The sequence below is a fragment of the Streptomyces sp. NPDC051136 genome (genome assembly GCF_044455745.1).
Lineage (GTDB): Bacteria > Actinomycetota > Actinomycetes > Streptomycetales > Streptomycetaceae > Streptomyces.
Map to the genome: position 1 here is coordinate 146,531 of NZ_JBITFE010000012.1, position 20,523 is coordinate 167,053.

General features: G+C 69.4%; 20 protein-coding genes. 18 read left to right on the plus strand and 2 right to left on the minus strand.

What is annotated here, in order from left to right; translation table 11 throughout:
* Positions 1 to 199: 199 nt before the first annotated feature.
* Positions 200 to 790 (plus strand): hypothetical protein, encoded by a 591-nt coding sequence (locus tag ACIBCJ_RS30820; RefSeq protein WP_362097389.1) that lies wholly within the window; start codon positions 200 to 202, stop codon positions 788 to 790.
* A gap of 74 nt (positions 791 to 864) precedes the next feature.
* On the opposite strand, the gene ACIBCJ_RS30825 is transcribed toward ACIBCJ_RS30820, so the two are convergent.
* Complete coding sequence (locus ACIBCJ_RS30825; protein ID WP_133888219.1) at positions 865 to 1,170, minus strand: ferredoxin; 306 nt, start codon at positions 1,168 to 1,170, stop codon at positions 865 to 867.
* Positions 1,171 to 1,416: 246 nt separating this feature from the next.
* Between ACIBCJ_RS30825 and arc the strand changes: the two genes are divergently transcribed.
* The 6 genes from arc (at position 1,417) to prcA (ending at position 7,578) form a co-directional block, all read left to right on the plus strand.
* A complete protein-coding gene (gene arc, locus ACIBCJ_RS30830; protein ID WP_007447848.1) occupies positions 1,417 to 3,183 on the plus strand; it encodes a proteasome ATPase in 1,767 nt (588 codons plus the stop codon).
* A 231-nt stretch (positions 3,184 to 3,414) separates the two neighbouring features.
* Positions 3,415 to 4,926, plus strand: coding sequence for a depupylase/deamidase Dop (dop, locus tag ACIBCJ_RS30835; RefSeq protein ID WP_362097384.1), 1,512 nt, complete (start codon positions 3,415 to 3,417; stop codon positions 4,924 to 4,926).
* Between the two features lie 177 nt (positions 4,927 to 5,103).
* A complete protein-coding gene (locus ACIBCJ_RS30840; RefSeq protein WP_043374843.1) occupies positions 5,104 to 5,322 on the plus strand; it encodes a ubiquitin-like protein Pup in 219 nt (72 codons plus the stop codon).
* Positions 5,323 to 5,361: 39 nt separating this feature from the next.
* On the plus strand, positions 5,362 to 5,955 hold the full coding sequence (locus ACIBCJ_RS30845) for an endonuclease VII domain-containing protein (protein ID WP_399283876.1): 594 nt from the start codon (positions 5,362 to 5,364) through the stop codon (positions 5,953 to 5,955).
* Positions 5,907 to 6,752, plus strand: a complete 846-nt coding sequence (prcB, locus tag ACIBCJ_RS30850) for a proteasome subunit beta (RefSeq protein ID WP_362097380.1) — start codon at positions 5,907 to 5,909, stop codon at positions 6,750 to 6,752. Before ACIBCJ_RS30845 ends, prcB begins: the two co-directional genes overlap by 49 nt.
* 61 nt (positions 6,753 to 6,813) lie before the next feature.
* Positions 6,814 to 7,578, plus strand: a complete 765-nt coding sequence (gene prcA, locus ACIBCJ_RS30855) for a proteasome subunit alpha (protein WP_362097377.1) — start codon at positions 6,814 to 6,816, stop codon at positions 7,576 to 7,578.
* A 14-nt stretch (positions 7,579 to 7,592) separates the two neighbouring features.
* Here the strand turns inward: prcA and ACIBCJ_RS30860 are convergent, their stop codons facing one another.
* Positions 7,593 to 8,603 carry a LacI family DNA-binding transcriptional regulator gene (locus ACIBCJ_RS30860; protein ID WP_365980616.1) on the minus strand — a complete coding sequence of 337 codons (1,011 nt, stop codon included), beginning with the start codon at positions 8,601 to 8,603 and terminating at the stop codon, positions 7,593 to 7,595.
* Positions 8,604 to 8,707: 104 nt separating this feature from the next.
* Here ACIBCJ_RS30860 and ACIBCJ_RS30865 point away from each other — a divergent pair, with 104 nt between their 5' ends.
* From ACIBCJ_RS30865 to ACIBCJ_RS30915, 11 genes are all read left to right on the plus strand, one after another.
* Complete coding sequence (locus tag ACIBCJ_RS30865) at positions 8,708 to 9,967, plus strand: MFS transporter (protein WP_365980615.1); 1,260 nt, start codon at positions 8,708 to 8,710, stop codon at positions 9,965 to 9,967.
* A gap of 9 nt (positions 9,968 to 9,976) precedes the next feature.
* Positions 9,977 to 11,338 (plus strand): Pup--protein ligase, encoded by a 1,362-nt coding sequence (gene pafA / locus ACIBCJ_RS30870; RefSeq protein WP_133888002.1) that lies wholly within the window; start codon positions 9,977 to 9,979, stop codon positions 11,336 to 11,338.
* A 163-nt stretch (positions 11,339 to 11,501) separates the two neighbouring features.
* On the plus strand, positions 11,502 to 12,506 hold the full coding sequence (locus ACIBCJ_RS30875) for an FKBP-type peptidyl-prolyl cis-trans isomerase (RefSeq protein ID WP_365980614.1): 1,005 nt from the start codon (positions 11,502 to 11,504) through the stop codon (positions 12,504 to 12,506).
* Between the two features lie 58 nt (positions 12,507 to 12,564).
* Positions 12,565 to 12,936: an FKBP-type peptidyl-prolyl cis-trans isomerase gene (locus ACIBCJ_RS30880; protein WP_362097364.1), complete on the plus strand. Its 372-nt coding sequence runs from the start codon at positions 12,565 to 12,567 to the stop codon at positions 12,934 to 12,936.
* 137 nt (positions 12,937 to 13,073) lie between these two features.
* Positions 13,074 to 14,027, plus strand: a complete 954-nt coding sequence (locus ACIBCJ_RS30885) for a WYL domain-containing protein (RefSeq protein WP_362097361.1) — start codon at positions 13,074 to 13,076, stop codon at positions 14,025 to 14,027.
* 18 nt (positions 14,028 to 14,045) lie between these two features.
* The gene (locus ACIBCJ_RS30890; protein WP_362097358.1) at positions 14,046 to 15,116 is read left to right on the plus strand and encodes a WYL domain-containing protein; all 1,071 of its coding nucleotides are present in this window, start codon (positions 14,046 to 14,048) and stop codon (positions 15,114 to 15,116) included.
* Positions 15,113 to 15,469 (plus strand): hypothetical protein, encoded by a 357-nt coding sequence (locus ACIBCJ_RS30895; protein ID WP_399283883.1) that lies wholly within the window; start codon positions 15,113 to 15,115, stop codon positions 15,467 to 15,469. Before ACIBCJ_RS30890 ends, ACIBCJ_RS30895 begins: the two co-directional genes overlap by 4 nt.
* 10 nt (positions 15,470 to 15,479) lie before the next feature.
* Positions 15,480 to 15,674 carry a hypothetical protein gene (locus tag ACIBCJ_RS30900; protein ID WP_133888006.1) on the plus strand — a complete coding sequence of 65 codons (195 nt, stop codon included), beginning with the start codon at positions 15,480 to 15,482 and terminating at the stop codon, positions 15,672 to 15,674.
* A 277-nt stretch (positions 15,675 to 15,951) separates the two neighbouring features.
* Positions 15,952 to 16,239 carry a Sec-independent protein translocase subunit TatA gene (gene tatA / locus ACIBCJ_RS30905; RefSeq protein WP_102930518.1) on the plus strand — a complete coding sequence of 96 codons (288 nt, stop codon included), beginning with the start codon at positions 15,952 to 15,954 and terminating at the stop codon, positions 16,237 to 16,239.
* 47 nt (positions 16,240 to 16,286) lie between these two features.
* Positions 16,287 to 17,237 carry a twin-arginine translocase subunit TatC gene (gene tatC / locus ACIBCJ_RS30910; RefSeq protein WP_362097354.1) on the plus strand — a complete coding sequence of 317 codons (951 nt, stop codon included), beginning with the start codon at positions 16,287 to 16,289 and terminating at the stop codon, positions 17,235 to 17,237.
* Positions 17,238 to 17,304: 67 nt separating this feature from the next.
* The gene (locus ACIBCJ_RS30915) at positions 17,305 to 20,157 is read left to right on the plus strand and encodes a DEAD/DEAH box helicase (RefSeq protein WP_365980612.1); all 2,853 of its coding nucleotides are present in this window, start codon (positions 17,305 to 17,307) and stop codon (positions 20,155 to 20,157) included.
* Positions 20,158 to 20,523 lie beyond the last annotated feature (366 nt).

The window sequence follows — 20,523 nt, forward strand, 5'->3', positions numbered from 1 at the left end:
CCCCCCCCGCAACCCCGGCGCGGGCCCCCCCCCCCCCCCCCCCCCCCCCGGGCGTCCTCGTGTTGACGGGCCCCGCCCGACCCGGCGAACGCCGCACGGAAAACCCGGGCGAGTACCCACCCCGCCGTTCCCCCGCACTGTGACGTGTGGCACGATGCTGGGCACCCCACCGGCACAGCCCTCACAGGAGACACTCCTCGTGCAGCACCCCGCCGTTCCGGACCTCCAGCACACGCACACCCGGCCGATCCACTGGGTCGCCACCGCCACAGCCGTCGCCGGCGTGGTCGCCCTGTCCTCGGTCCTCCAGCCCGACGCCGCGACGGCGGCCCAGAGCGCCGACCGCGCCCCGGCCACCGGCCCGAAGAGCGCACCGGCACACATCGCGCCACCCGACCCCGCCACCGTCGCCTTCCCCCTGGAATGCGGCCCCGTCGACGCCGTCGTCCAGAAGAAGGCCACCGGCGACCTCGACGGCGACGGTGCCCCGGAAACAGTGGCCGTCGTGCACTGCGACGCACCCATGGGCACCCCGCCCGACGCCGTGTACGTCATCACCCACGACACCCGCGGCGGCAAGCCCCGCGTCGTCGCCACCCTCGTCGACCCCGGGGAACGCCGCACCGCCACCGCAATCGCGGTGCGCGACGGCGTCGTCCGCGCCACCCTCCTCGGCTACTCCTCGCCCGACGTGCCCAGTTGCTGCCCCGACGTCACCGACGACGCGAAGTGGCAGTGGAAGAACGGCACGTTCGTCGCCGACACACCCGCACAGGCACGCACCGTCTGACCGGTACCCCTGGGACACAAGGTGTGACGCACCGGGCGACGATCACGGAACGTACTCGTCACATCACGATTCGGTCACTCTGCGTCCGGACCGTACACCTCGGCCCTGTCCGAAACACGACGCACGTGAATGCACTCACCCGGACACTCCTTGGCGGAGTCGACCACGTCCGTGAGAAGCGGCAACGGCACGGGCGTTACCGCCCCCGGACTCTGCAACAGCTCGTCGTCCGCGCCCTTCACATAGGCCAGACCGTCGATGTCCAGCTCGAACACCTCGGGCGCGTACTGGGCACAGATGCCGTCGCCGGTACACAGGTCCTGATCGATCCAGACCTCCAGAGCCTCGTCACCGACTCCGGCCTCCTGCTGCACGCTCATCCGCTCCTGCCGTTTCCTGCGCCCAGCCGCCCGGGAATCCGGCCAGCTCTGACGGGTGTTGAACACTTCGACCCTACCTCCGCCTGGGTTCCATCCACGTTCCGTGGGTATTCCCCTGGCGTGAGGGAGAGCGCAAGGGTGAAGATCGGACACACCCCGACAGTCTTTGTGATCTAGGGGTTTCAATCGACACCCACCCAGGTAGGGTCTGGAAGCGTCCAGCTCCCCATGGAGGAGGTGAGGACCGTGGCAGCCCACGACGACGACATGAACCGCGGCATCCGCCCGGGACGCGGGTCCGAAGACCCGGCCGGGCAGGTGGCCTACCTTGAGCAGGAGATCGCCGTCCTGCGACGCAAGCTCGCCGAATCTCCGCGACACACGAGAATTCTCGAAGAGCGGATCGTCGAACTGCAGACCAACCTGGCCGGCGTGTCCGCACAGAACGAGCGACTCGCAGGCACACTCCGCGAGGCCCGCGACCAGATCGTGGCCCTCAAGGAAGAAGTCGACCGGCTGGCCCAGCCACCGGCCGGCTTCGGAGTCTTCCTGCAGGCCAACGAGGACGGCACCGCCGACATCTTCACCGGCGGCCGCAAACTCCGGGTGAACGTCAGCCCGAGCGTCGAGCTCGACGAGCTCCGACGCGGCCAGGAAGTGATGCTCAACGAAGCACTCAACGTGGTCGAGGCCATGGAGTACGAGAGCGTCGGCGACATCGTCACCCTCAAGGAGATCCTCGAGGACGGCGAGCGCGCCCTGGTACTCGGCCACACCGACGAGGAAAGAGTGGTACGGCTCGCCGAACCCCTGCGCGGACTCACCATCCGCCCCGGCGACGCCCTCCTGCTCGAACCCCGCTCCGGCTACGTCTACGAGGTCGTCCCCAAGAGCGAGGTCGAAGAACTCGTCCTCGAAGAGGTCCCCGACATCGGCTACGAGCAGATCGGCGGCCTCGGCGGACAGATCGAGATGATCCGCGACGCGGTCGAGCTCCCCTACCTCTACCCCGACCTGTTCCGGGAGCACGAGCTGCGGCCCCCCAAGGGCGTCCTGCTCTACGGACCCCCCGGATGCGGCAAGACGCTCATCGCCAAGGCCGTCGCCAACTCGCTGGCCAAAAAGGTCGCCGAGGTCACCGGCCAGGCCGCCGGCAAGAGCTTCTTCCTCAACATCAAGGGACCCGAGCTCCTCAACAAGTACGTCGGCGAGACCGAGCGGCAGATCCGCCTCGTCTTCCAGCGCGCACGGGAGAAGGCCAGCGAAGGCACACCCGTCATCGTCTTCTTCGACGAGATGGAATCCCTCTTCCGCACCCGCGGCTCCGGCGTCAGCTCGGACGTGGAGAACACCATCGTCCCGCAGCTGCTCGCCGAGATCGACGGCGTGGAAGGCCTGCAGAACGTGGTCGTCATCGGCGCCTCCAACCGCGAGGACATGATCGACCCCGCCATCCTGCGACCCGGCCGCCTCGACGTGAAGATCAAGATCGAACGTCCGGACGCCGAAGCGGCCAAGGACATCTTCGGCAAGTACCTCACCGAACGCCTCCCCCTCCACTCCGACGACCTCGCGGAACACGAGAAGGACAAGGCAGCCACCGTCTCCAGCATGATCCAGACAGCGGTGGAACAGATGTACGCCGAATCCGAGGAGAACCGCTTCCTGGAAGTCACCTACGCCAACGGCGACAAGGAAGTCCTCTATTTCAAGGACTTCAATTCCGGCGCCATGATCGAGAACATCGTGGGCCGCGCCAAGAAGATGGCGATCAAGGACTTCCTCGACAAGAACCAGAAGGGCCTCCGCGTCTCCCACCTCCTCCAGGCCTGCGTGGACGAGTTCAAGGAGAACGAGGACCTGCCCAACACCACCAACCCGGACGACTGGGCCCGCATCTCCGGAAAGAAGGGCGAACGGATCGTGTACATCCGTACGCTCGTCACCGGAAAACAGGGCGCGGACACCGGACGCTCCATCGACACGGTGGCAAACACCGGTCAGTACCTGTAAAAGCAGGGCGGCTGCGGGTGCCCTCACCGGGTACCCGCAGCCGACTGTTTTCCGGAGCCCCGGCTGGAGCAAGGCAATGACGCAAATGATCTCCCCGCGAGCGCAAAGGCGTTCTAGGCTCTTCCATACCGCCGAGTCGCGCACTGCGGGGACGGGCACCGCACACGCATCGGAGCGCCAGCGGTACTTGAGCGACGCCCACTACGGGCGCTGCCGGGCAAGGAGGGCCGCATGACCGTACGGCGAGTAATGGGCATCGAGACCGAGTACGGGATCTCCGTCCCCGGCCACCCCAACGCCAATGCCATGCTCACCTCGTCCCAGATCGTCAACGCCTACGCGGCGGCGATGCACCGGGCCCGCCGGGCCCGCTGGGACTTCGAGGAGGAGAACCCGCTCCGGGACGCGCGAGGCTTCGACCTCGCCCGCGAAAACGCCGACAACAGCCAGCTCACCGACGAGGACATCGGCCTCGCCAACGTCATCCTCACCAACGGAGCACGGCTCTACGTCGACCACGCCCACCCCGAATACAGCGCTCCGGAAGTCACCAACCCCCGCGACGCCGTCCTGTGGGACAAAGCCGGCGAACGCATCATGGCCGAAGCCGCCGAACGCGCCGCCCAGCTCCCCGGCGCCCAGCCCATCCACCTGTACAAGAACAACACCGACAACAAGGGCGCCTCCTACGGCACGCACGAGAACTACCTGATGAAGCGCGAGACCGCCTTCTCGGACATCGTGCGCCACCTGACCCCCTTCTTCGTCTCCCGCCAGGTCATCACCGGCGCCGGCCGCGTCGGCATCGGCCAGGACGGCCACGAACACGGCTTCCAGCTCAGCCAGCGCGCCGACTACTTCGAAGTCGAGGTCGGCCTCGAGACCACACTCAAGCGCCCCATCATCAACACCCGCGACGAACCCCACGCCGACGCCGAGAAATGGCGCCGCCTGCACGTGATCATCGGCGACGCCAACCTGTCGGAGATCTCCACCTACCTCAAGCTCGGCACCACGGCCCTGGTCCTCTCCATGATCGAAGACGGCTTCATCGCCGTCGACCTCGCCGTCGACCAGCCCGTACGCACCCTCCACCAGGTCTCGCACGACCCCACGCTCAAGCGTCTCGTCACCCTGCGCAGCGGCCGCACACTGACCGCCGTACAGCTCCAGATGGAGTACTACGAGCTGGCCCGCAAATACGTCGAGGAACGCTACGGCGCGGACGCCGACGACCAGACCAAGGACGTCCTCGGACGCTGGGAGGACACCCTCAACCGGCTCGAGAACGACCCCATGAGCCTCGCCGGCGAACTCGACTGGGTCGCCAAACGGGAACTCATGGAGGGCTACCGCCGCCGCGACAACGTCGACTGGGACGCCGCCCGGCTCCACCTCGTCGACCTCCAGTACGCCGACGTACGCCCCGACAAGGGCCTCTACAACCGCCTGGTGGACCGCGGCCGCATCAAGCGCCTCCTCGACGAGAACGAGGTCGAGCGGGCCCGCACCAAGCCCCCGGAGGACACCCGCGCCTACTTCCGCGGACGCTGCCTGGAGCAGTACGCGGACGACGTCGCCGCGGCCTCCTGGGACTCCGTGATCTTCGACCTGCCGGGCCGGGACTCGCTCCAGCGGGTGCCAACCCTGGAACCGCTTCGCGGAACGCGTAATCACGTCAAGGAGCTCCTGGACCGCTGCCGCACCGCGGAAGACCTGGTCAGGGTACTGGCCGGCGGGTAGTCGGGCCGAGCGGGTACACGAAGGAGACCGCCGGACGGGGTGGAAACCCACCCGGTCCGGGAACCATCGAGATGGCCCCCGTTCGTTGGAGAAACGCGGGGCCGATGTCGGACCCGGCTTGTAGGGTCTGATCTTGACCGAGCAACTGTGTCGGGCGAACCGAGCGGGGTGAGGGTTATGGCGACCAAGGACACCGGCGGCGGGCAGCAGAAGGCCACGCGGTCCACCGAGGAGGTCGAGGAGCAGGCGCAGGACGCGCAGGCCTCCGAGGACCTCAAGGAGCGCCAGGAAAAGCTGAACGACGACGTGGACTCCGTCCTGGACGAGATCGACGATGTCCTGGAGGAGAACGCAGAAGATTTCGTGAGGTCCTTCGTTCAGAAGGGTGGAGAGTGACTTCACCTGCGAAGTGAAGGTGGAGTTGGGGGCGGATGAGTGATTGAAGAGGTGGCGGTCAGGCGCTGCTCGCGGTGCAAGCAACACTTGCCGCGGGCGGCGTTCGCCAGCAACAAGTCCATGCCCGACGGTCTCCAGGCGTACTGCCTAGAGTGCTCCGCCGAGTACTACCGGCGGCGTCAGGAGGCCAAAGGCAAGAAGGTGCGCCCAAAGGTCTCCGTCCCCCCGGGCCATAAGCGATGTCCGCAGTGCAGCGAGACGAAGCCCCACGCCGAGTGGGAGCGAAACAAGACCACCTCCGACGGTTGGTCGAGTTACTGCCGTGAGTGTCGCGCGGAACGCAACAGGGCGAGCCACTTCAAGCGCAAGTACAACCTCACCGAAGCCGAGCGCGATCAATTGGTCGCCGACCAAGGCGGCGTCTGCTGCATATGTCTCGCGGCTCCCGCCGCGCATGTGGATCACTGCCACGAGACGGGTAGGGTCCGTGGCGTACTGTGCTTCAGCTGCAACGCTGCGCTGGGGCAGTTCAAGGATCGGCCCGATGCCATAAGGCGGGCTGCCGCTTACGTGGAAGGAATCGCGTGGAAGCCAACACTCGTAGCACCGGGCGTCTACCAGCTGCCTTCCTGACGCCCGGGTCCTCCTCCTTCATGGACTTCCTCGGTGAGCACCAGCCGGACATGCTCCCGGGCAACCGGCAGCTCCCGCCGGTGCAGGGCGTCGTCGAGGCACCGCACGGCACCACGATCGTCGCGGTCACGTTCCCCGGGGGTGTCGTCCTCGCCGGTGACCGTCGGGCCACCATGGGGAACATGATCGCCCAGCGGGACATCGAGAAGGTGTTCCCGGCCGACGAGTACTCGGCGGTGGGCATCGCCGGTACGGCCGGCCTCGCCGTGGAGATGGTGAAGCTGTTCCAGCTGGAGCTGGAGCACTTCGAGAAGGTCGAGGGTGCCCAGCTCTCCCTGGAGGGCAAGGCGAACCGCCTGTCGACGATGATCCGGTCCAACCTGGGCATGGCGATGCAGGGGCTGGCCGTGGTGCCGCTGTTCGCCGGGTACGACGTGGACCGGGGCCGGGGCCGCATCTTCTCGTACGACGTGACGGGCGGCCGGTCCGAGGAGCGGAACTACGCGACCACGGGGTCGGGGTCGGTCTTCGCGCGCGGTGCGATGAAGAAGCTGTTCCGCGACGACCTGACCGAGGAGCAGGCCACGACGCTCGTGGTGCAGGCGCTGTACGACGCGGCTGACGACGACTCGGCGACCGGTGGTCCCGATGTCGCCCGCCGGATCTATCCGATCATCACTGTGATCACCGAGGACGGTTTCCGCCGGCTCGGCGAGGACGAGGCCGCGGAGCTGGCCCGCTCGGTGCTGCAGGCCCGGCTCGAGCAGCCCGACGGTCCGCGGGCCGCGCTGCTGTAGCGGGCGCGGCTCTTCGTTGTCAGGTGGTTCAGTGATTTCGACAGGAAGGGACGGATAACCGGTGTCGACGCCGTTCTATGTATCTCCTCAGCAGGCGATGGCGGACCGGGCGGAGTACGCCCGCAAGGGCATCGCGCGTGGCCGCAGCCTGGTCGTGCTGCAGTACGCCGACGGCATCGTGTTCGTCGGTGAGAATCCGTCCCGTGCGCTGCACAAGTTCAGCGAGATCTACGACCGGATCGGCTTCGCGGCCGCCGGTAAGTACAACGAGTACGAGAATCTGCGGATCGGTGGGGTGCGCTACGCCGACCTGCGGGGTTACACCTACGACCGTGACGACGTGACGGCGCGCGGTCTGGCGAACGTGTACGCGCAGACGCTGGGCACGATCTTCTCCAGTCAGGCGGAGAAGCCGTACGAGGTGGAGCTGGTCGTCGCCGAGGTCGGTGACGGTCCGGACAGTGACCAGATCTACCGGTTGCCGCACGACGGGTCGATCGTCGACGAGCACGGCTCGGTGGCGGTCGGGGGCAACGCGGAGCAGATCAGTGGGTATCTGGACCAGCGGCACCGGGACGGTATGACGCTGGCCGAGGCGCTGAAGCTGGCGGTGCAGGCGCTGTCCCGTGACACGAACGGCAGTGAGCGGGAGATTCCGGCGGAGCGGCTGGAGGTCGCGGTGCTGGACCGGACGCGTCCGCAGCAGCGCAAGTTCAAGCGCATCGTCGGCGGTCAGTTGTCGCGGCTGCTGGAGTCGGGTGCGGGTGCCGACATCGCGAAGACGCCCGAGGCGGAGGAGACCGACTCCGGGTCGGACGAGGAGTAGTCGCCCACTTCACCTCATCGCGGCGGGGCGGTGGACCCCCGCACCACCAGGCTGACCGGCAGGTCCCCCTTCTCGGGGGGCCTGCCTTCCATTACGGCCAGCAGTGCGCGCATGCCGCGTTCGCCGAAGGCTTCCGCGTCGAGGCGGACGGTGGTGAGTTCGGGGTCGATGGCGGTGGCGAGGCCGAGGTCGTCGAGGCCGGTGACGGAGAGGTCGTCGGGGACGCGGAGTCCGGCGCGCCGGATGGCCTTGTAGGCGCCGGCCGCGAGTTTGTCGTCGTCGCAGACGAGTGCCGTGGGCCGGGGTCCGGGGGTGGCGAGGGCGGCCTGGGTGGCGGTGCGGGCACCTTCGATCGAGATCGGGGCGTGGACGGTGCGCAGTTCGGTGCCGGGGACGGTGGCGAGTCGTGTGGCCAGTTCGCGGGCGCGGACGTCGAAGGTCCAGGAGGGGACGTCGGCCGCGAGGTGGAGGAAGCTGCGGTGGCCGAGGGAGAGCAGGTGTTCGGTGACCTGGCGGATGCCGTCGGCGATGTCGAGGTTGACGGTGGCGGCGCCGAGGCTGCCTTCGGGGTCGCTGTCGAGCATGACGAGGGGGAGTTGGTCGCCGCGGATGGCAGTGAGTGCGTCGGCGGCCATGGAGGAGGCGATGACGCCGTCCAGGGCGGCTTGTGCGGAGGCGAAGGGGTCGCGGGCGGGTCCGATGCCTTCGGGTGAGGGGTAGAGGACCACGCCGAAGCCGTGGTCGGCGGCGACGCGTGCGGCGCCGGTGTAGACCTCGGCGAAGAATTCCGTGGTGAGTGCGGGGACGACGAGCAGGACGGTGCGGGTGCGGCCGAGGCGGAGGTTGCGGGCGGCGAGGTTGGGGCGGTAGCCGAGTGCGGTGGCGGCTTCGCGGACGCGTTGGGCCGTGGGTTCGGAGACGCGTCCGCGCCATTTGTCGCCGAGGACCAGGGAGACGGCTGCCTGGGAGACGCCGGCGGCCTGGGCGACGTCCCGGCTCGTGGGGCGGGTGCTGCCTCGTGCCACCGTTCGCCTGCGCTTTCGTCTGGACTGCTGGACAGGCGACATGGTACGTATGGCGAGGTTAGTTATACGTAACACGTGCGGGACCGAGGACGAGGAGCTGGGTCGTGGTCGCCGGGTATCTGGACATTCTCCGGGCGCGGCATGCCGTGCGGCTGCTGGCCGGCACGCTGGTCGGGCGGTTGCCCAACGCGACCGCGGCGATCGCGATCGTGCTGTTCGTGCGGGCCGAGGGCGGCTCGTACAGCCTGGCGGGGGTGCTGGCGGCGGTGTACGGCGTGGCCAACGCCGTGGGGCAGCCGGTGCTGGGCCGGCTGGTGGACCTGTACGGGCAGCCGCGGGTGCAGTTGCCGGCGGCGGTGCTGTCGGCGCTGGCGATGGCGGTGTTCGCCTTCGCGGGCACCGGGTCGGCCGTTCCGGCGTACGCCGCGGTGGGGGCGGCGGGGCTGTTCACGCCTCCGTTGGAGGGCGGGCTGCGGGCGTTGTGGCCGAGTGTGCTGGGCGAGGAGGACCAGGTGCACGCGGCGTACGCGATGGATGCCGTGGCGCAGGAGGTCATGTTCACGGTCGGGCCGCTGCTGGTGACGGTGTGCGTGTCGGTGTGGTCGCCGCAGGCGGCCCTGCTGGTGCTGAACGGTCTGGGTGTGCTGGGAGCGCTGTCCGTGGTGGTGTCGCCGCCTTCGCGGGTGTGGCGGTCGGCGCCGCGTGAGGCGCACTGGCTGGGCGCGTTGCGTTCGGGTGGGCTGCTGGCGCTGCTGGGGGCCTTCCTGTTCATCGGGATGGCGCTCGGTTCGATCACGGTCGCGTCGGTGCCGTACGCCGACGACCACGGTGGGGATGCCGTGTACGGCTGGCTGATGGCCGCGCTGGGGCTGGGTGCGCTGGTCGGGGGAGTGGTCTACGGGGCGCGGCGGTGGGCCGGTGAGCCGGCGCGGCGGCTGCGGGTGCTGGTGGCTCTGCTCACGGTCTGTTATCTGCCGTTGTTGCTGACGCCCGGTGCGGTGGCCATGGTGCTGCTCACGGTGGTGGCGGGTGTGTTCCTGGCGCCGTGCATCGCGTGTGCCTTCGTGCTGGTCGATGCGCACGCGCCGCGGGGGACGGTGACGGAGGCGTTCTCGTGGCTGGTGACGACGTTCACGGTGGGTGCCTCGGTGGGGACGGGCCTGGCGGGGCCCGTGGTGGAGCACGGTGGGGCGCTGTGGGGCTTCGCGCTGCCGGGGGCGGCGGGGTGTGTCTCGTTGCTCGTGCTGGCGTGCACCGGGCGGGTCCTCGCAGCTCCCGTGCGGGGAGCGATGGTTGCGGCTTCATCGGAAAATGATCCAAACCGTGCCGTCGAACCCCGTTTCAGTTCGGGTCATCAGGCGTAATGTTCAGTCATGGACCGCCGCATTTTCGGGCTGGAGAACGAGTACGGCGTCACGTGCACGTTCAGGGGACAGCGCCGCCTGTCGCCTGACGAGGTGGCGCGGTACCTCTTCCGCCGTGTCGTGTCATGGGGCCGAAGCAGCAATGTCTTTCTGCGCAACGGGGCCCGCCTGTATCTCGACGTGGGATCACATCCGGAATACGCGACACCCGAATGTGACAACGTGATCGAGCTCGTCACCCACGACAAGGCGGGCGAGCGCATTCTCGAGGGACTCCTGGTGGACGCCGAACGACGCCTGCACGAGGAGGGAATCGCGGGCGACGTCTACCTCTTCAAGAACAACACCGACTCCGCGGGCAACTCCTACGGCTGTCACGAGAATTACCTCGTGGCCCGGCACGGGGAGTTCTCGCGGCTCGCGGACATCCTGATCCCGTTCCTGGTGACGAGGCAGTTGCTGTGCGGTGCGGGCAAGGTGCTGCAGACGCCGCGCGGGGCCGTGTACTGCGTCAGTCAGCGGGCCGAGCACATCTGGGAGGGCGTCTCCTCGGCGACGACGCGTTCCCGGCCCATCATCAACACGCGTGACGAGCCGCACGCGGACGCCGAGCGTTACCGGCGTCTGCACGTCATCGTGGGCGACTCGAACATGTCGGAGACGACGATGCTGCTCAAGGTCGGCGCGACCGACCTGGTGCTGCGCATGATCGAGGCGGGCACGGTGATGCGGGACCTGACCCTGGAGAACCCGATCCGGGCGATCCGCGAGGTCAGTCATGACATCACCGGGCGCCGCAAGGTGCGTCTGGCCAGCGGCCGGGAGGCGTCGGCGCTGGAGGTGCAGCGGGAGTACTACGAGAAGGCCGTGGACTTCTGCGAGCGCCGTGGTATCCGCACCGGCACCGTCGAGCGGGTGCTGGAGTTGTGGGGCCGCACCCTGGAGGCGATCGAGGCCGAGGACCTGGACCGCATCGGCACCGAGATCGACTGGGTCATGAAGTACAAGCTGCTGGAGCGGTACCGGGCCAAGCACAACATGACCATGTCGCACCCGCGAGTGGCGCAGATAGACCTCGCCTACCACGACATCCACCGGCGTCGTGGTCTGTACTACCTGCTGGAGAAGAAGGGCCAGGCCGCCCGGGTGGCCAACGACTTGAAGATCTTCGAGGGCAAGTCGGTGCCGCCGCAGACCACTCGGGCCCGGTTGCGCGGTGACTTCATCCGGCGTGCTCAGGAGCAGCGCCGGGACTTCACGGTCGACTGGGTGCATCTGAAGCTCAACGACCAGGCGCAGCGCACCGTGTTGTGCAAGGACCCGTTCCGTTCGGTGGACGACCGGGTGGAGAAGCTGATCGCCGGCATGTGAGCCGCGCGGGGTGAGTCCGGACGGGTGAGACACGCGTCTCCGTGCGAAAGGGCGGAACGCCACACGGGCACCGTACGTTAGCCGTGCGGTGCCCTTCTCACGTCGTAGAGTTGCGCGCACCCAGCCATCAGGACCGACCCGACACCGATACGAGGCCCCCACCGTGCGCCGACGTTCCCTTCTCATCGCCGTCCCCGCGGGACTGGTCACGCTCGCCGCCTGCGGTGACGACGACTCCGGCTCATCGAGCAATGCGAGCGACAGCGCGTCGCCCGAGCCGTCGGGGACCTCGGCGGCGCCTGCCCCGAAGATCGTGGACGGTCCGCTGCCGGCGATCACCGCGGGGACGAAGTTCGACGAGAAGCCGACCGTGGCCAAGGGCAGTGGTGAGCCTTCGAAGGACCTGGCGGTCAGGACGGTCATCGCGGGCGGCGGCAAGGCGGTCGCGGAGAACGACTTCGTCTCGGCGAACTACCTCGGTCAGATCTGGCAGAGCGCGAAGGTCTTCGACAACTCGTACGACCGCAAGACCCCGCTCGTCATCCAGCTCGCGCAGGGCAGCATCATCGACGGCTGGCGGTACGCGCTCACGGGCAAGAAGACCGGCAGCCGCGTCCAGTTCTCGGTGCCGCCGACGTGGGGGTACGGACAGCAGGGCAACGAGCAGGCGGGTATCAAGGGGGACGACACGCTGGTGTTCGTGGTCGACGTCCAGGACACCTTCAACGCCAGGAGCAGCGCCGACGGCGAGAAGGTCGCGCAGGACGACGCCGCGCTGCCGAAGGTCGGCACGAACACGGACGGCAAGGCGCCCTCCATCGAGGTGCCGGACGGCGCCGCGCCGAAGAAGCTCGTCGCGGAGTACGTCCTGGAGGGCGACGGCGCCGAGGTGGGCGCCCAGGACAGTGTGCTCGTGCAGTACAAGGGTGTGCTGTGGGACGGAGGCAAGGAGTTCGACTCCACGTACGCCAGGAAGCAGCTGACGTCGTTCTCGCTTCAGCAGGTCGTCAAGGGCTGGGCGCAGGGGCTGACCGGCAAGAAGGTCGGCAGCCGCGTCCTCGTCGTCATCCCGCCGGACCTGGGCTACGGGGACAACCCGCCTCAGGGCAGCGACATCAAGAAGGACTCCACCCTCGTCTTCTCCGTGGACATCCTCGCGAAGATGTGATGTCCGGGGATGTAAGACTTGGGCGTTGCCTTTCCGCAGACAAGCAGGAGCTGAACACGTGAGCATCGACAAGCCCGAGGTCGACTTCCCGGGCGGCGAGCCGCCGGCGGACCTCGAGATCAAGGACATCTGGGAGGGCGACGGCCCGGTTGCCGAGGCCGGTCAGACCGTGACCGTCCACTACGTGGGCGTGACCTTCAGCACGGGTGAGGAGTTCGACGCCAGCTGGAACCGCGGTGCGCCGTTCCGCTTCCCGCTCGGTGGCGGCCGTGTCATCGCGGGCTGGGACCGGGGCGTGCAGGGCATGAAGGTCGGCGGCCGCCGTCAGCTGACCATCCCGGCGCACCTCGCCTACGGCGACCAGAGCCCGACTCCGGCGATCCCGCCCGGCTCGACGCTGATCTTCGTGGTCGATCTGCTCGGAGTCTGATCGAAGTCCGAGCGGACGGCGATCGGAGCCGGTCACCTGGGGCCCATGCCTGTCCGGGCATGGGCCCTCGGCTTTTGCCGCGCCACCGCGGGGCGGTACGGTCATCCGTCGTAAGCACCATAGGGAGAAGGGCGTCGATGGCCATTGCCAAGGCCGAGCGGCTGATGAACCTGGCGCTGTGTCTGCTCGGGACACGGCGGCCACTCAGCAAGCGCGAGCTGCGCGAGTCCGTCGAGGCGTACCTCGAAGCGGGCTCCGACGACTCCTTCAACCGCATGTTCGAGCGCGACAAGGACGACCTGCGCGAACTCGGACTGGTCATCGAGACCGTGGAGAGCCTGGACGGCGAGATCGGCTATCTGGCCCGCCGGGACAGCAACCGGCTGCCGCCCATCACCCTGGACGCCGAGGAGGCCGCCGCGCTCGGGCTGGCCGCGAAGGTGTGGCAGCAGGCGCGGCTCGCCGGTGCCGCGAGCGGCGCGCTGCAGAAGCTGCGGGCGGCGGGGCTGCCCGAGGACGTCGACCCGTACGAGGTGCACGGTGCGCTGGAGCCGCGCATCCCGGTGCACGAGGCGGCCTTCGAGCCGCTGATGCTGGCCTGCCGGGACCGCCGGCCGGTCGTCTTCGACTACCGCAAGGCGAACGCCGCCCAGCCCGAGGCGCGGCATGTGGAGCCGTGGGCGCTGGAGTGCTGGCGCGGGCACTGGTACCTGGCGGGTTTCGACCGCGACCGGGGTGCCGAGCGGGTGTTCCGGCTGTCGCGGATCACGGGGAAGGTGCGCTCGCGCGGCGCCCGGTTCACCGCCGACGTGCCCGACGTCGTCACGGTGCGGGAGACGGTCGCGAGCTGGGCGGGGGAGACCGCCGACCGTTCCGCGCTGATCCGGCTGCGGACGGGCGCCGGCTACCCCCTTCGGGCGAAGGCCACCGGGGTTCGGGAACTCGGTGACGGCTGGGACGAGTTGGAGATTCCGTACGGGCACGGCCTGGACGCCTGGCTGGTGGAGTTCGGGCCGGACGTGGTGGTGCTGGAGCCGGCGGAGTTGCGTGCGGACGTGGTGGACCGGCTGCGTGCCGTCGCCAAGGGCTGAGGGGGAGCGGACAACACAGTGGCAGGCAAACCGGTCAGGCCCGTGAACGCCATCGACCAGACCCGACGGATGCTGTCCCTGGTGACGTATCTGCGTGAGCGTCCCGGGGCCCGGGTCGAGGACGTGGCGCGGGCCTTCGGCATCACCGAGGACGAGCTGGTCTCCGACCTGGACGTGCTGCCGATGTGCGGGACGAGTTTCCGCGGCGGCGACCTCCTCGACATCGACACCGACGGCGAGCGCATCTGGTGGCACAACCCGGCCGCCCTGGGCGCGGACGCCGCCGAGCCGCTGCGGCTGGCCGCCGACGAGGCGACGGCGCTGCTGGTCGCCGCCCGGGCCGTCGCGACGCTGCCGGGCCTGCGCGAGAGCGACCGGCAGGCGCTGCTGCGGGCGACCGCGAAGGTGGAGACCGCGGCCGGTGAGGCGGCCGGTGCCAGTTCGCGCCTGTCCGTGACCTTCGAGTCCGAGGGCGGTGTCTTCGCCGACGTCGACCGGGCCATCTCGGAGCGCCGACGGCTGTGGATCCGCTACTACTCGCCGGCCCGCGACGAGGTCACCGAGCGGGAGATCGACCCGATCCGGCTGGTCAGCGTGGGCCACACGTACGTGGAGGCCTGGTGCCGCCGCTCCGAGGCGCGGCGCACGTTCCGGCTCGACCGCGTCGCCGAGATCCGCATCCTGGACGAGCCGTCCGCGCCGCCCGAGGTGGAGCTGCGGGACCTGTCGGAGGGGCTGGTGCAGCCCGCCGCGGAGGACCCCGAGGTGGTCGTGGAGGTCGGTCCCGGCGGACGCTGGGTCGCCGAGTACTACCCGCACGACAGCGCGGAGGAGCTCCCCGACGGCGGCCTGCGCATCACCCTGCGCACACCCGACCCGGCCTCCCTGCGGCGACTCGGACTGCGGCTCGGGCGCGACGGGCGGATCGTCTCCCCGTCCGCGCTCGCCGACAGCGCCCGGCAGGCCGCCCGCGAGGCGCTGGCCGCGTACGACGGGATCGAGGCGGCCGCAGCGCCCGGCGGAGCCGGCGTGTGCCACGGCGGTGCGGCGGCCGAGGGGCGGCACGACAGGCAGGAGCAGGCACTGTGAGCGACCCCCTGGGGCCGGCCGGGCCCGCTGGACCGGGCGGGCCGGGCACGACGGCGGCGGCAGGCGCACCGGGCGGACCGGCGGGGCCGGGCATGACGGCGGCGGCCGCGTTCGCCGGGATGCGGCGGGTGTCACCGGTCGTGTTCAAGGCGGGCTGCCCGGACTGCCGGGGCCGTTTCGAACTGGCCGCGAGCGCCCTGCGCCTGGCCATCGGCGCCACCAGCCGCACCACTTTCTACTCGTTCACCTGCCCCGACTGCGGATCGGCGGTGCGCAAGCCGGCGGGCGAGCGGGTGGTGGAGCTGCTCACCGGCGGCGGGGTCAGGACGCTGCGGCTGCACCCGACCGTCTAGTCTCGACGTCATGTTCTGGCCGATGCTCGCGGTTGCCATGGGTTTTCTGGGTCTCGCCGTCCTCGCGGTGTTCGCCGTGCAGGTGTTCGTGGAGGCGCAGCGCCTCGGCCGGCAGGTGACGGATTCGGCCCGCAGGATCAGCCGGGCCGCCGAGGACCTGGAGCGGGCGAGCGAGAGCGCCGCCCGTGCCGTGGACGCCTTGTGACCGTGTGAACCCGGGTGCGGGGCGGCGTGAGTGACCCGGCGGAGCGGAGCGCGACGCGTTTTGGGGCACTTCGCCCTGTCACCTCACGGGTTGCGGACGGTACGCTGCTGGTCGCGGTCCGGAAAACGAGGCCCGGTCGCGGACGGGAGTACGCACAGGGATTGCCTCACGTTTACCCCTGAGCGTTACGATCGCTGCACAGACGATCGATCGGACAGCTGTCCGGCCGGTCGGACAGCACCCCCACCCAGCCGTCTCGGTGAGAAGGTAAAGACTTATGTTCGGAAGGCTCGGCGCCCCCGAGATCATTCTCATCCTCGTCGTCATCATCCTGCTGTTCGGCGCGAAGAAGCTTCCGGACATGGCGCGGTCGCTCGGCAAGTCGGCGCGCATCCTCAAGAGCGAGGCCAAGGCCATGAAGAGCGAGGGCAAGTCCGACGAGGCCGCCCCCGCCGACCCGCCGAACCCGGAGCAGTCCGCGGCGCAGCGCACCATCCAGGCCGCCCCCGGCGACGTGACCAGCTCCCGGCCGGTCACCGAGCCGACGGACACGACCAAGCGCTGACGCAGGGCCGGTGACCTCCGGCCCGCCGCACGAGATGGGAACGTGGGTTGCTGAAGCCTGCCCGCAACAAGGAGAAGGATCCCGAGGGGCGGATGCCGCTCGCGGAGCACCTTCGTGAGCTCCGCAACCGGCTCGCGAAGGCGCTGCTGGCCATCGTCGTCGTCACCGTCGCCGCCGCCTTCTTCTACCAGGAGATCATCAACTTCCTCACCGAGCCGATCCTCAGGTCGGTCGGCTGTGAGAAGTCGTTCGGCGAGCTGGCCGAGGCGACGGCCGGCTCCGAGCCGTGCGCGCAGATCACCATCAACGGTCTGCTCGGCCCCTTCACCCTCGCGCTGAAGGTGTCCCTGACGGCCGGTGTCGTGCTGGCGTCGCCTGTCTGGCTCTACCAGCTGTGGGCGTTCGTCGCCCCCGGGCTGCACAAGAACGAGAAGAAGTACGCCTACGCCTTCGTCGCCACCGGCGCGCCGCTGTTCCTGGTCGGCGCCTACTTCGCCTACGCGGTGCTGCCCACCTCCGCGAAGGTGCTGATCGAGTTCACCCCGAGCGACGTCGACAACCTGCTGCCGCTGGACGAGCTGCTCGACCTCGTCACGCGCATGGTGCTCGTCTTCGGTCTCTCCTTCGAGCTGCCGCTGCTGCTGGTGATGCTCAACTTCACCGGAGTGCTCACCGGCAGGCGGATGCTCGGCTGGTGGCGCGCGATGATCATGGGGATCACGCTGTTCGCGGCCATCGCCACGCCCAGCACGGACCCCCTGACCATGCTCATGCTGGCCGGCCCGATCTGGGTCCTGTACTTCGGCGCGGTCACCGTCTCCCTGCTGAACGACCGCCGCAAGGCCCGCCGCGAGGAGCTGGAACCCGACGACGACGAGGCGTCGGAGCTGGACCTCACGCCCGAGGACATCGGCGGGATCGAGCCCGTGACCACCGCCCGCGCCCTGCCCGAGCAGGCCACGAGGGACCGGGTCAACGGGTACGACGACGTGACCTGAGGACCGCCGGGGCGGTGACGCCGCACGTCGCCGCCCCCGCGCGAGCCCCACACGGCCGATCCCGATAATGATCGTCCGGTTGTCGGTGCGGCCCGGTACGCTCGAAAGCACGATGACAGAGGATCTCTCACCGGCCGAGCGGTACGCGGCAGCCCGTCAGCGCGCTGTCGAGCAGGCCACGGCGCTCGCCTCCTTCCGCGAGATGTACGACTTCGGCCTCGACCCCTTCCAGATCGAGGCCTGTCGGGCCCTCGAAGCGGGCAGGGGCGTGCTGGTGGCCGCACCCACCGGCTCCGGCAAGACGATCGTCGGCGAGTTCGCCGTGCACCTCGCCCTCCAGGAGGGCGGGAAGTGCTTCTACACGACGCCGATCAAGGCACTGTCGAACCAGAAGTACGCCGACCTGTGCCGCCGCTACGGCAGCGACAAGGTCGGCCTCCTCACCGGCGACAACAGTGTGAACTCCGAAGCGCCGGTGGTCGTGATGACCACCGAGGTCCTGCGGAACATGCTGTACGCGGGCTCCCGGACCCTCCTCGGCCTCGGCTACGTGGTCATGGACGAGGTGCACTACCTCTCCGACCGCTTCCGCGGCGCCGTGTGGGAGGAGGTGATCATCCACCTTCCCGAGTCGGTGACCCTGGTGTCCCTGTCGGCGACCGTGTCCAACGCGGAGGAGTTCGGCGACTGGCTCGACACCGTGCGCGGCGACACCGAGGTGATCGTCTCCGAGCACCGGCCCGTGCCGCTGTTCCAGCACGTGCTCGCCGGGCGCCGGATGTACGACCTGTTCGAGGAGGCCGAGGGCCACAAGAAGGCCGTCAACCCCGACCTCACGCGCATGGCCCGCCTGGAGGCGAGCCGCCCGTCCTACCAGGACCGCAGGCGCGGCCGCGCCATGAAGGAGGCGGACCGGGAGCGCGAGCGCAGGCAGCGCTCGCGGGTGTGGACGCCGAGCCGGCCCGAGGTCATCGAGCGGCTGGACTCCGAGGGACTGCTGCCCGCGATCACCTTCATCTTCAGCCGGGCCGGCTGCGAGTCCGCCGTCCAGCAGTGCCTGTACGCCGGCCTCAGGCTGAACGACGAGGGCGCCCGGGAGCGGGTCAGGGCGCTGGTGGAGGAGCGCACCGCCTCCATCCCGACCGAGGACCTGCACGTCCTGGGCTACTACGAGTGGCTCGAAGGGCTGGAGCGCGGCATCGCCGCCCACCACGCGGGCATGCTGCCCACCTTCAAGGAGGTCGTCGAGGAGCTGTTCGTCCGCGGACTGGTGAAGGCCGTCTTCGCGACCGAGACCCTCGCGCTCGGCATCAACATGCCCGCCCGCTCGGTCGTGCTGGAGAAGCTCGTCAAGTGGAACGGCGAGCAGCACGCCGACATCACCCCCGGCGAGTTCACCCAGCTCACCGGCCGGGCCGGCCGGCGCGGCATCGATGTCGAGGGCCACGCCGTGGTGCTGTGGCAGCGCGGCATGAACCCCGAGCACCTCGCCGGACTGGCCGGCACCCGCACGTATCCGCTGCGTTCCAGCTTCAAGCCGTCGTACAACATGGCGGTCAACCTGGTCGAGCAGTTCGGCCGGCACCGCTCGCGGGAGCTGCTGGAGACGTCCTTCGCGCAGTTCCAGGCGGACAAGTCGGTCGTCGGGATCTCCCGGCAGGTGCAGCGCAACGAGGAGGGCCTGGAAGGCTACAAGGCCTCCATGACCTGCCACCTCGGCGACTTCGACGAGTACGCCCGGCTGCGCCGCGAGCTGAAGGACCGGGAGAACGAGCTGGCCCGCCAGGGTGCCAACCAGCGCCGTGCCGAGGCCGCGACGGCGCTGGAGAAGCTGAAGCCGGGCGACGTCATCCACGTGCCGACGGGCAAGTTCGCGGGCCTGGCCCTGGTGCTCGACCCGGGACTGCCCGCCGGGCGGTCCAACGGCCACCGCGGGCTTGAGCACCACGACGGGCCGCGCCCGCTGGTGCTGACCGCCGAGCGGCAGGTCAAGCGGCTGGCGTCGATCGACTTCCCGGTGCCCGTGGAGGCGCTGGACCGGATGCGCATCCCGAAGACCTTCAACGCGCGTTCGCCGCAGTCCCGCCGCGACCTCGCCTCCGCGCTGCGTACCAAGGCCGGGCACATCCCGCCCGAGCGGGCCCGCAAGAAGCGTGCCCAGGCCGCCGACGACCGGGAGATCAACCGGCTGCGCAAGGCGATCCGCGCGCACCCCTGCCACGGCTGCGACGACCGCGAGGACCACGCCCGCTGGGCCGAGCGCTACCACCGGCTGCTGCGCGACACCTCGCAGCTGGAGCGCCGTATCGAGGGCCGGACCAACACCATCGCCCGCACCTTCGACCGGATCGTCGCGCTGCTGACGGAGCTGGACTACCTGCGCGGCGACGAGGTCACCGAGCACGGCAAGCGCCTGGCGAGGCTCTACGGCGAGCTGGACCTGCTCGCCAGCGAGTGCCTGCGCGAGGGCGTCTGGGAGGGGCTGTCCCCGGCCGAGCTGGCCGCCTGCGTCTCGGCACTGGTGTACGAGTCCCGGGCGGCCGACGAGGCGATGGCGCCGAAGGTGCCCTCGGGCAAGGCCAAGGCCGCGCTCGGTGAGACGGTCCGCATCTGGGGCCGGCTGGACGCCCTGGAGGAGGACTTCCGGATCAGCCAGACCGAGGGGGTCGGCCAGCGCGAGCCGGACCTCGGCTTCGCCTGGGCCGCGTACATGTGGGCGTCCGGCAAGGGCCTCGACGAGGTGCTGCGCGAGGCGGAGATGCCGGCCGGCGACTTCGTGCGCTGGTGCAAGCAGGTCATCGACGTCCTCGGCCAGATCTCGGCCGCCGCGCCCGGTGCGGGCTCCACCGTCCCGAGGAACGCGCGCAAGGCGGTCGACGAACTGCTGCGCGGGGTGGTCGCTTACTCCTCCGTGGGCTGAACCAGGCTCCGACACGCGGACGGGCCCGGCGGGTACACCCGCCGGGCCCGTCCGCGTTCCGGGCCGGTCCCGGCCCCCTTTCCCTCATCACGGTGAGTGAACTTCGCACAGCTGAACGCGCTACTCCATGTGTTCGAATGACTCCTCGGTGTGCAAATGGGTCCGACCATACTGCAGCCCCCGGGCCCGGTTCAGGCGGTTGCCGAATATGACACGGCGATGATCCCCCCGGACTAAGCTCGCCCGCAGCGCACCGAGTTGAGGCGAAATAGCGCGTTTGTTCCCCATGCGCCATAGCTCCCGACAACTCCCCGGCGTACCCCGCCGCAAGCTCCCCCATCCCAGCCGATTCGTTTTCAGAGGGCC

What these genes read in the sequence shown, in the direction of transcription:
- ACIBCJ_RS30915 (WP_365980612.1), top strand. Translation starts at nt 17,305, where the DNA reads ATGATCGTCCGGTTGTCGGTGCGGCCCGGTACGCTCGAAAGCACGATG.
- ACIBCJ_RS30885 (WP_362097361.1), top strand. Translation starts at nt 13,074, where the DNA reads ATGGCCATTGCCAAGGCCGAGCGGCTGATGAACCTGGCGCTGTGTCTG.
- pafA (WP_133888002.1), top strand. Translation starts at nt 9,977, where the DNA reads ATGGACCGCCGCATTTTCGGGCTGGAGAACGAGTACGGCGTCACGTGC.
- tatA (WP_102930518.1), top strand. Translation starts at nt 15,952, where the DNA reads ATGTTCGGAAGGCTCGGCGCCCCCGAGATCATTCTCATCCTCGTCGTC.
- dop (WP_362097384.1), top strand. Translation starts at nt 3,415, where the DNA reads ATGACCGTACGGCGAGTAATGGGCATCGAGACCGAGTACGGGATCTCC.
- ACIBCJ_RS30825 (WP_133888219.1), bottom strand. Translation starts at nt 1,170, where the DNA reads ATGAGCGTGCAGCAGGAGGCCGGAGTCGGTGACGAGGCTCTGGAGGTC.
- ACIBCJ_RS30840 (WP_043374843.1), top strand. Translation starts at nt 5,104, where the DNA reads ATGGCGACCAAGGACACCGGCGGCGGGCAGCAGAAGGCCACGCGGTCC.
- ACIBCJ_RS30900 (WP_133888006.1), top strand. Translation starts at nt 15,480, where the DNA reads ATGTTCTGGCCGATGCTCGCGGTTGCCATGGGTTTTCTGGGTCTCGCC.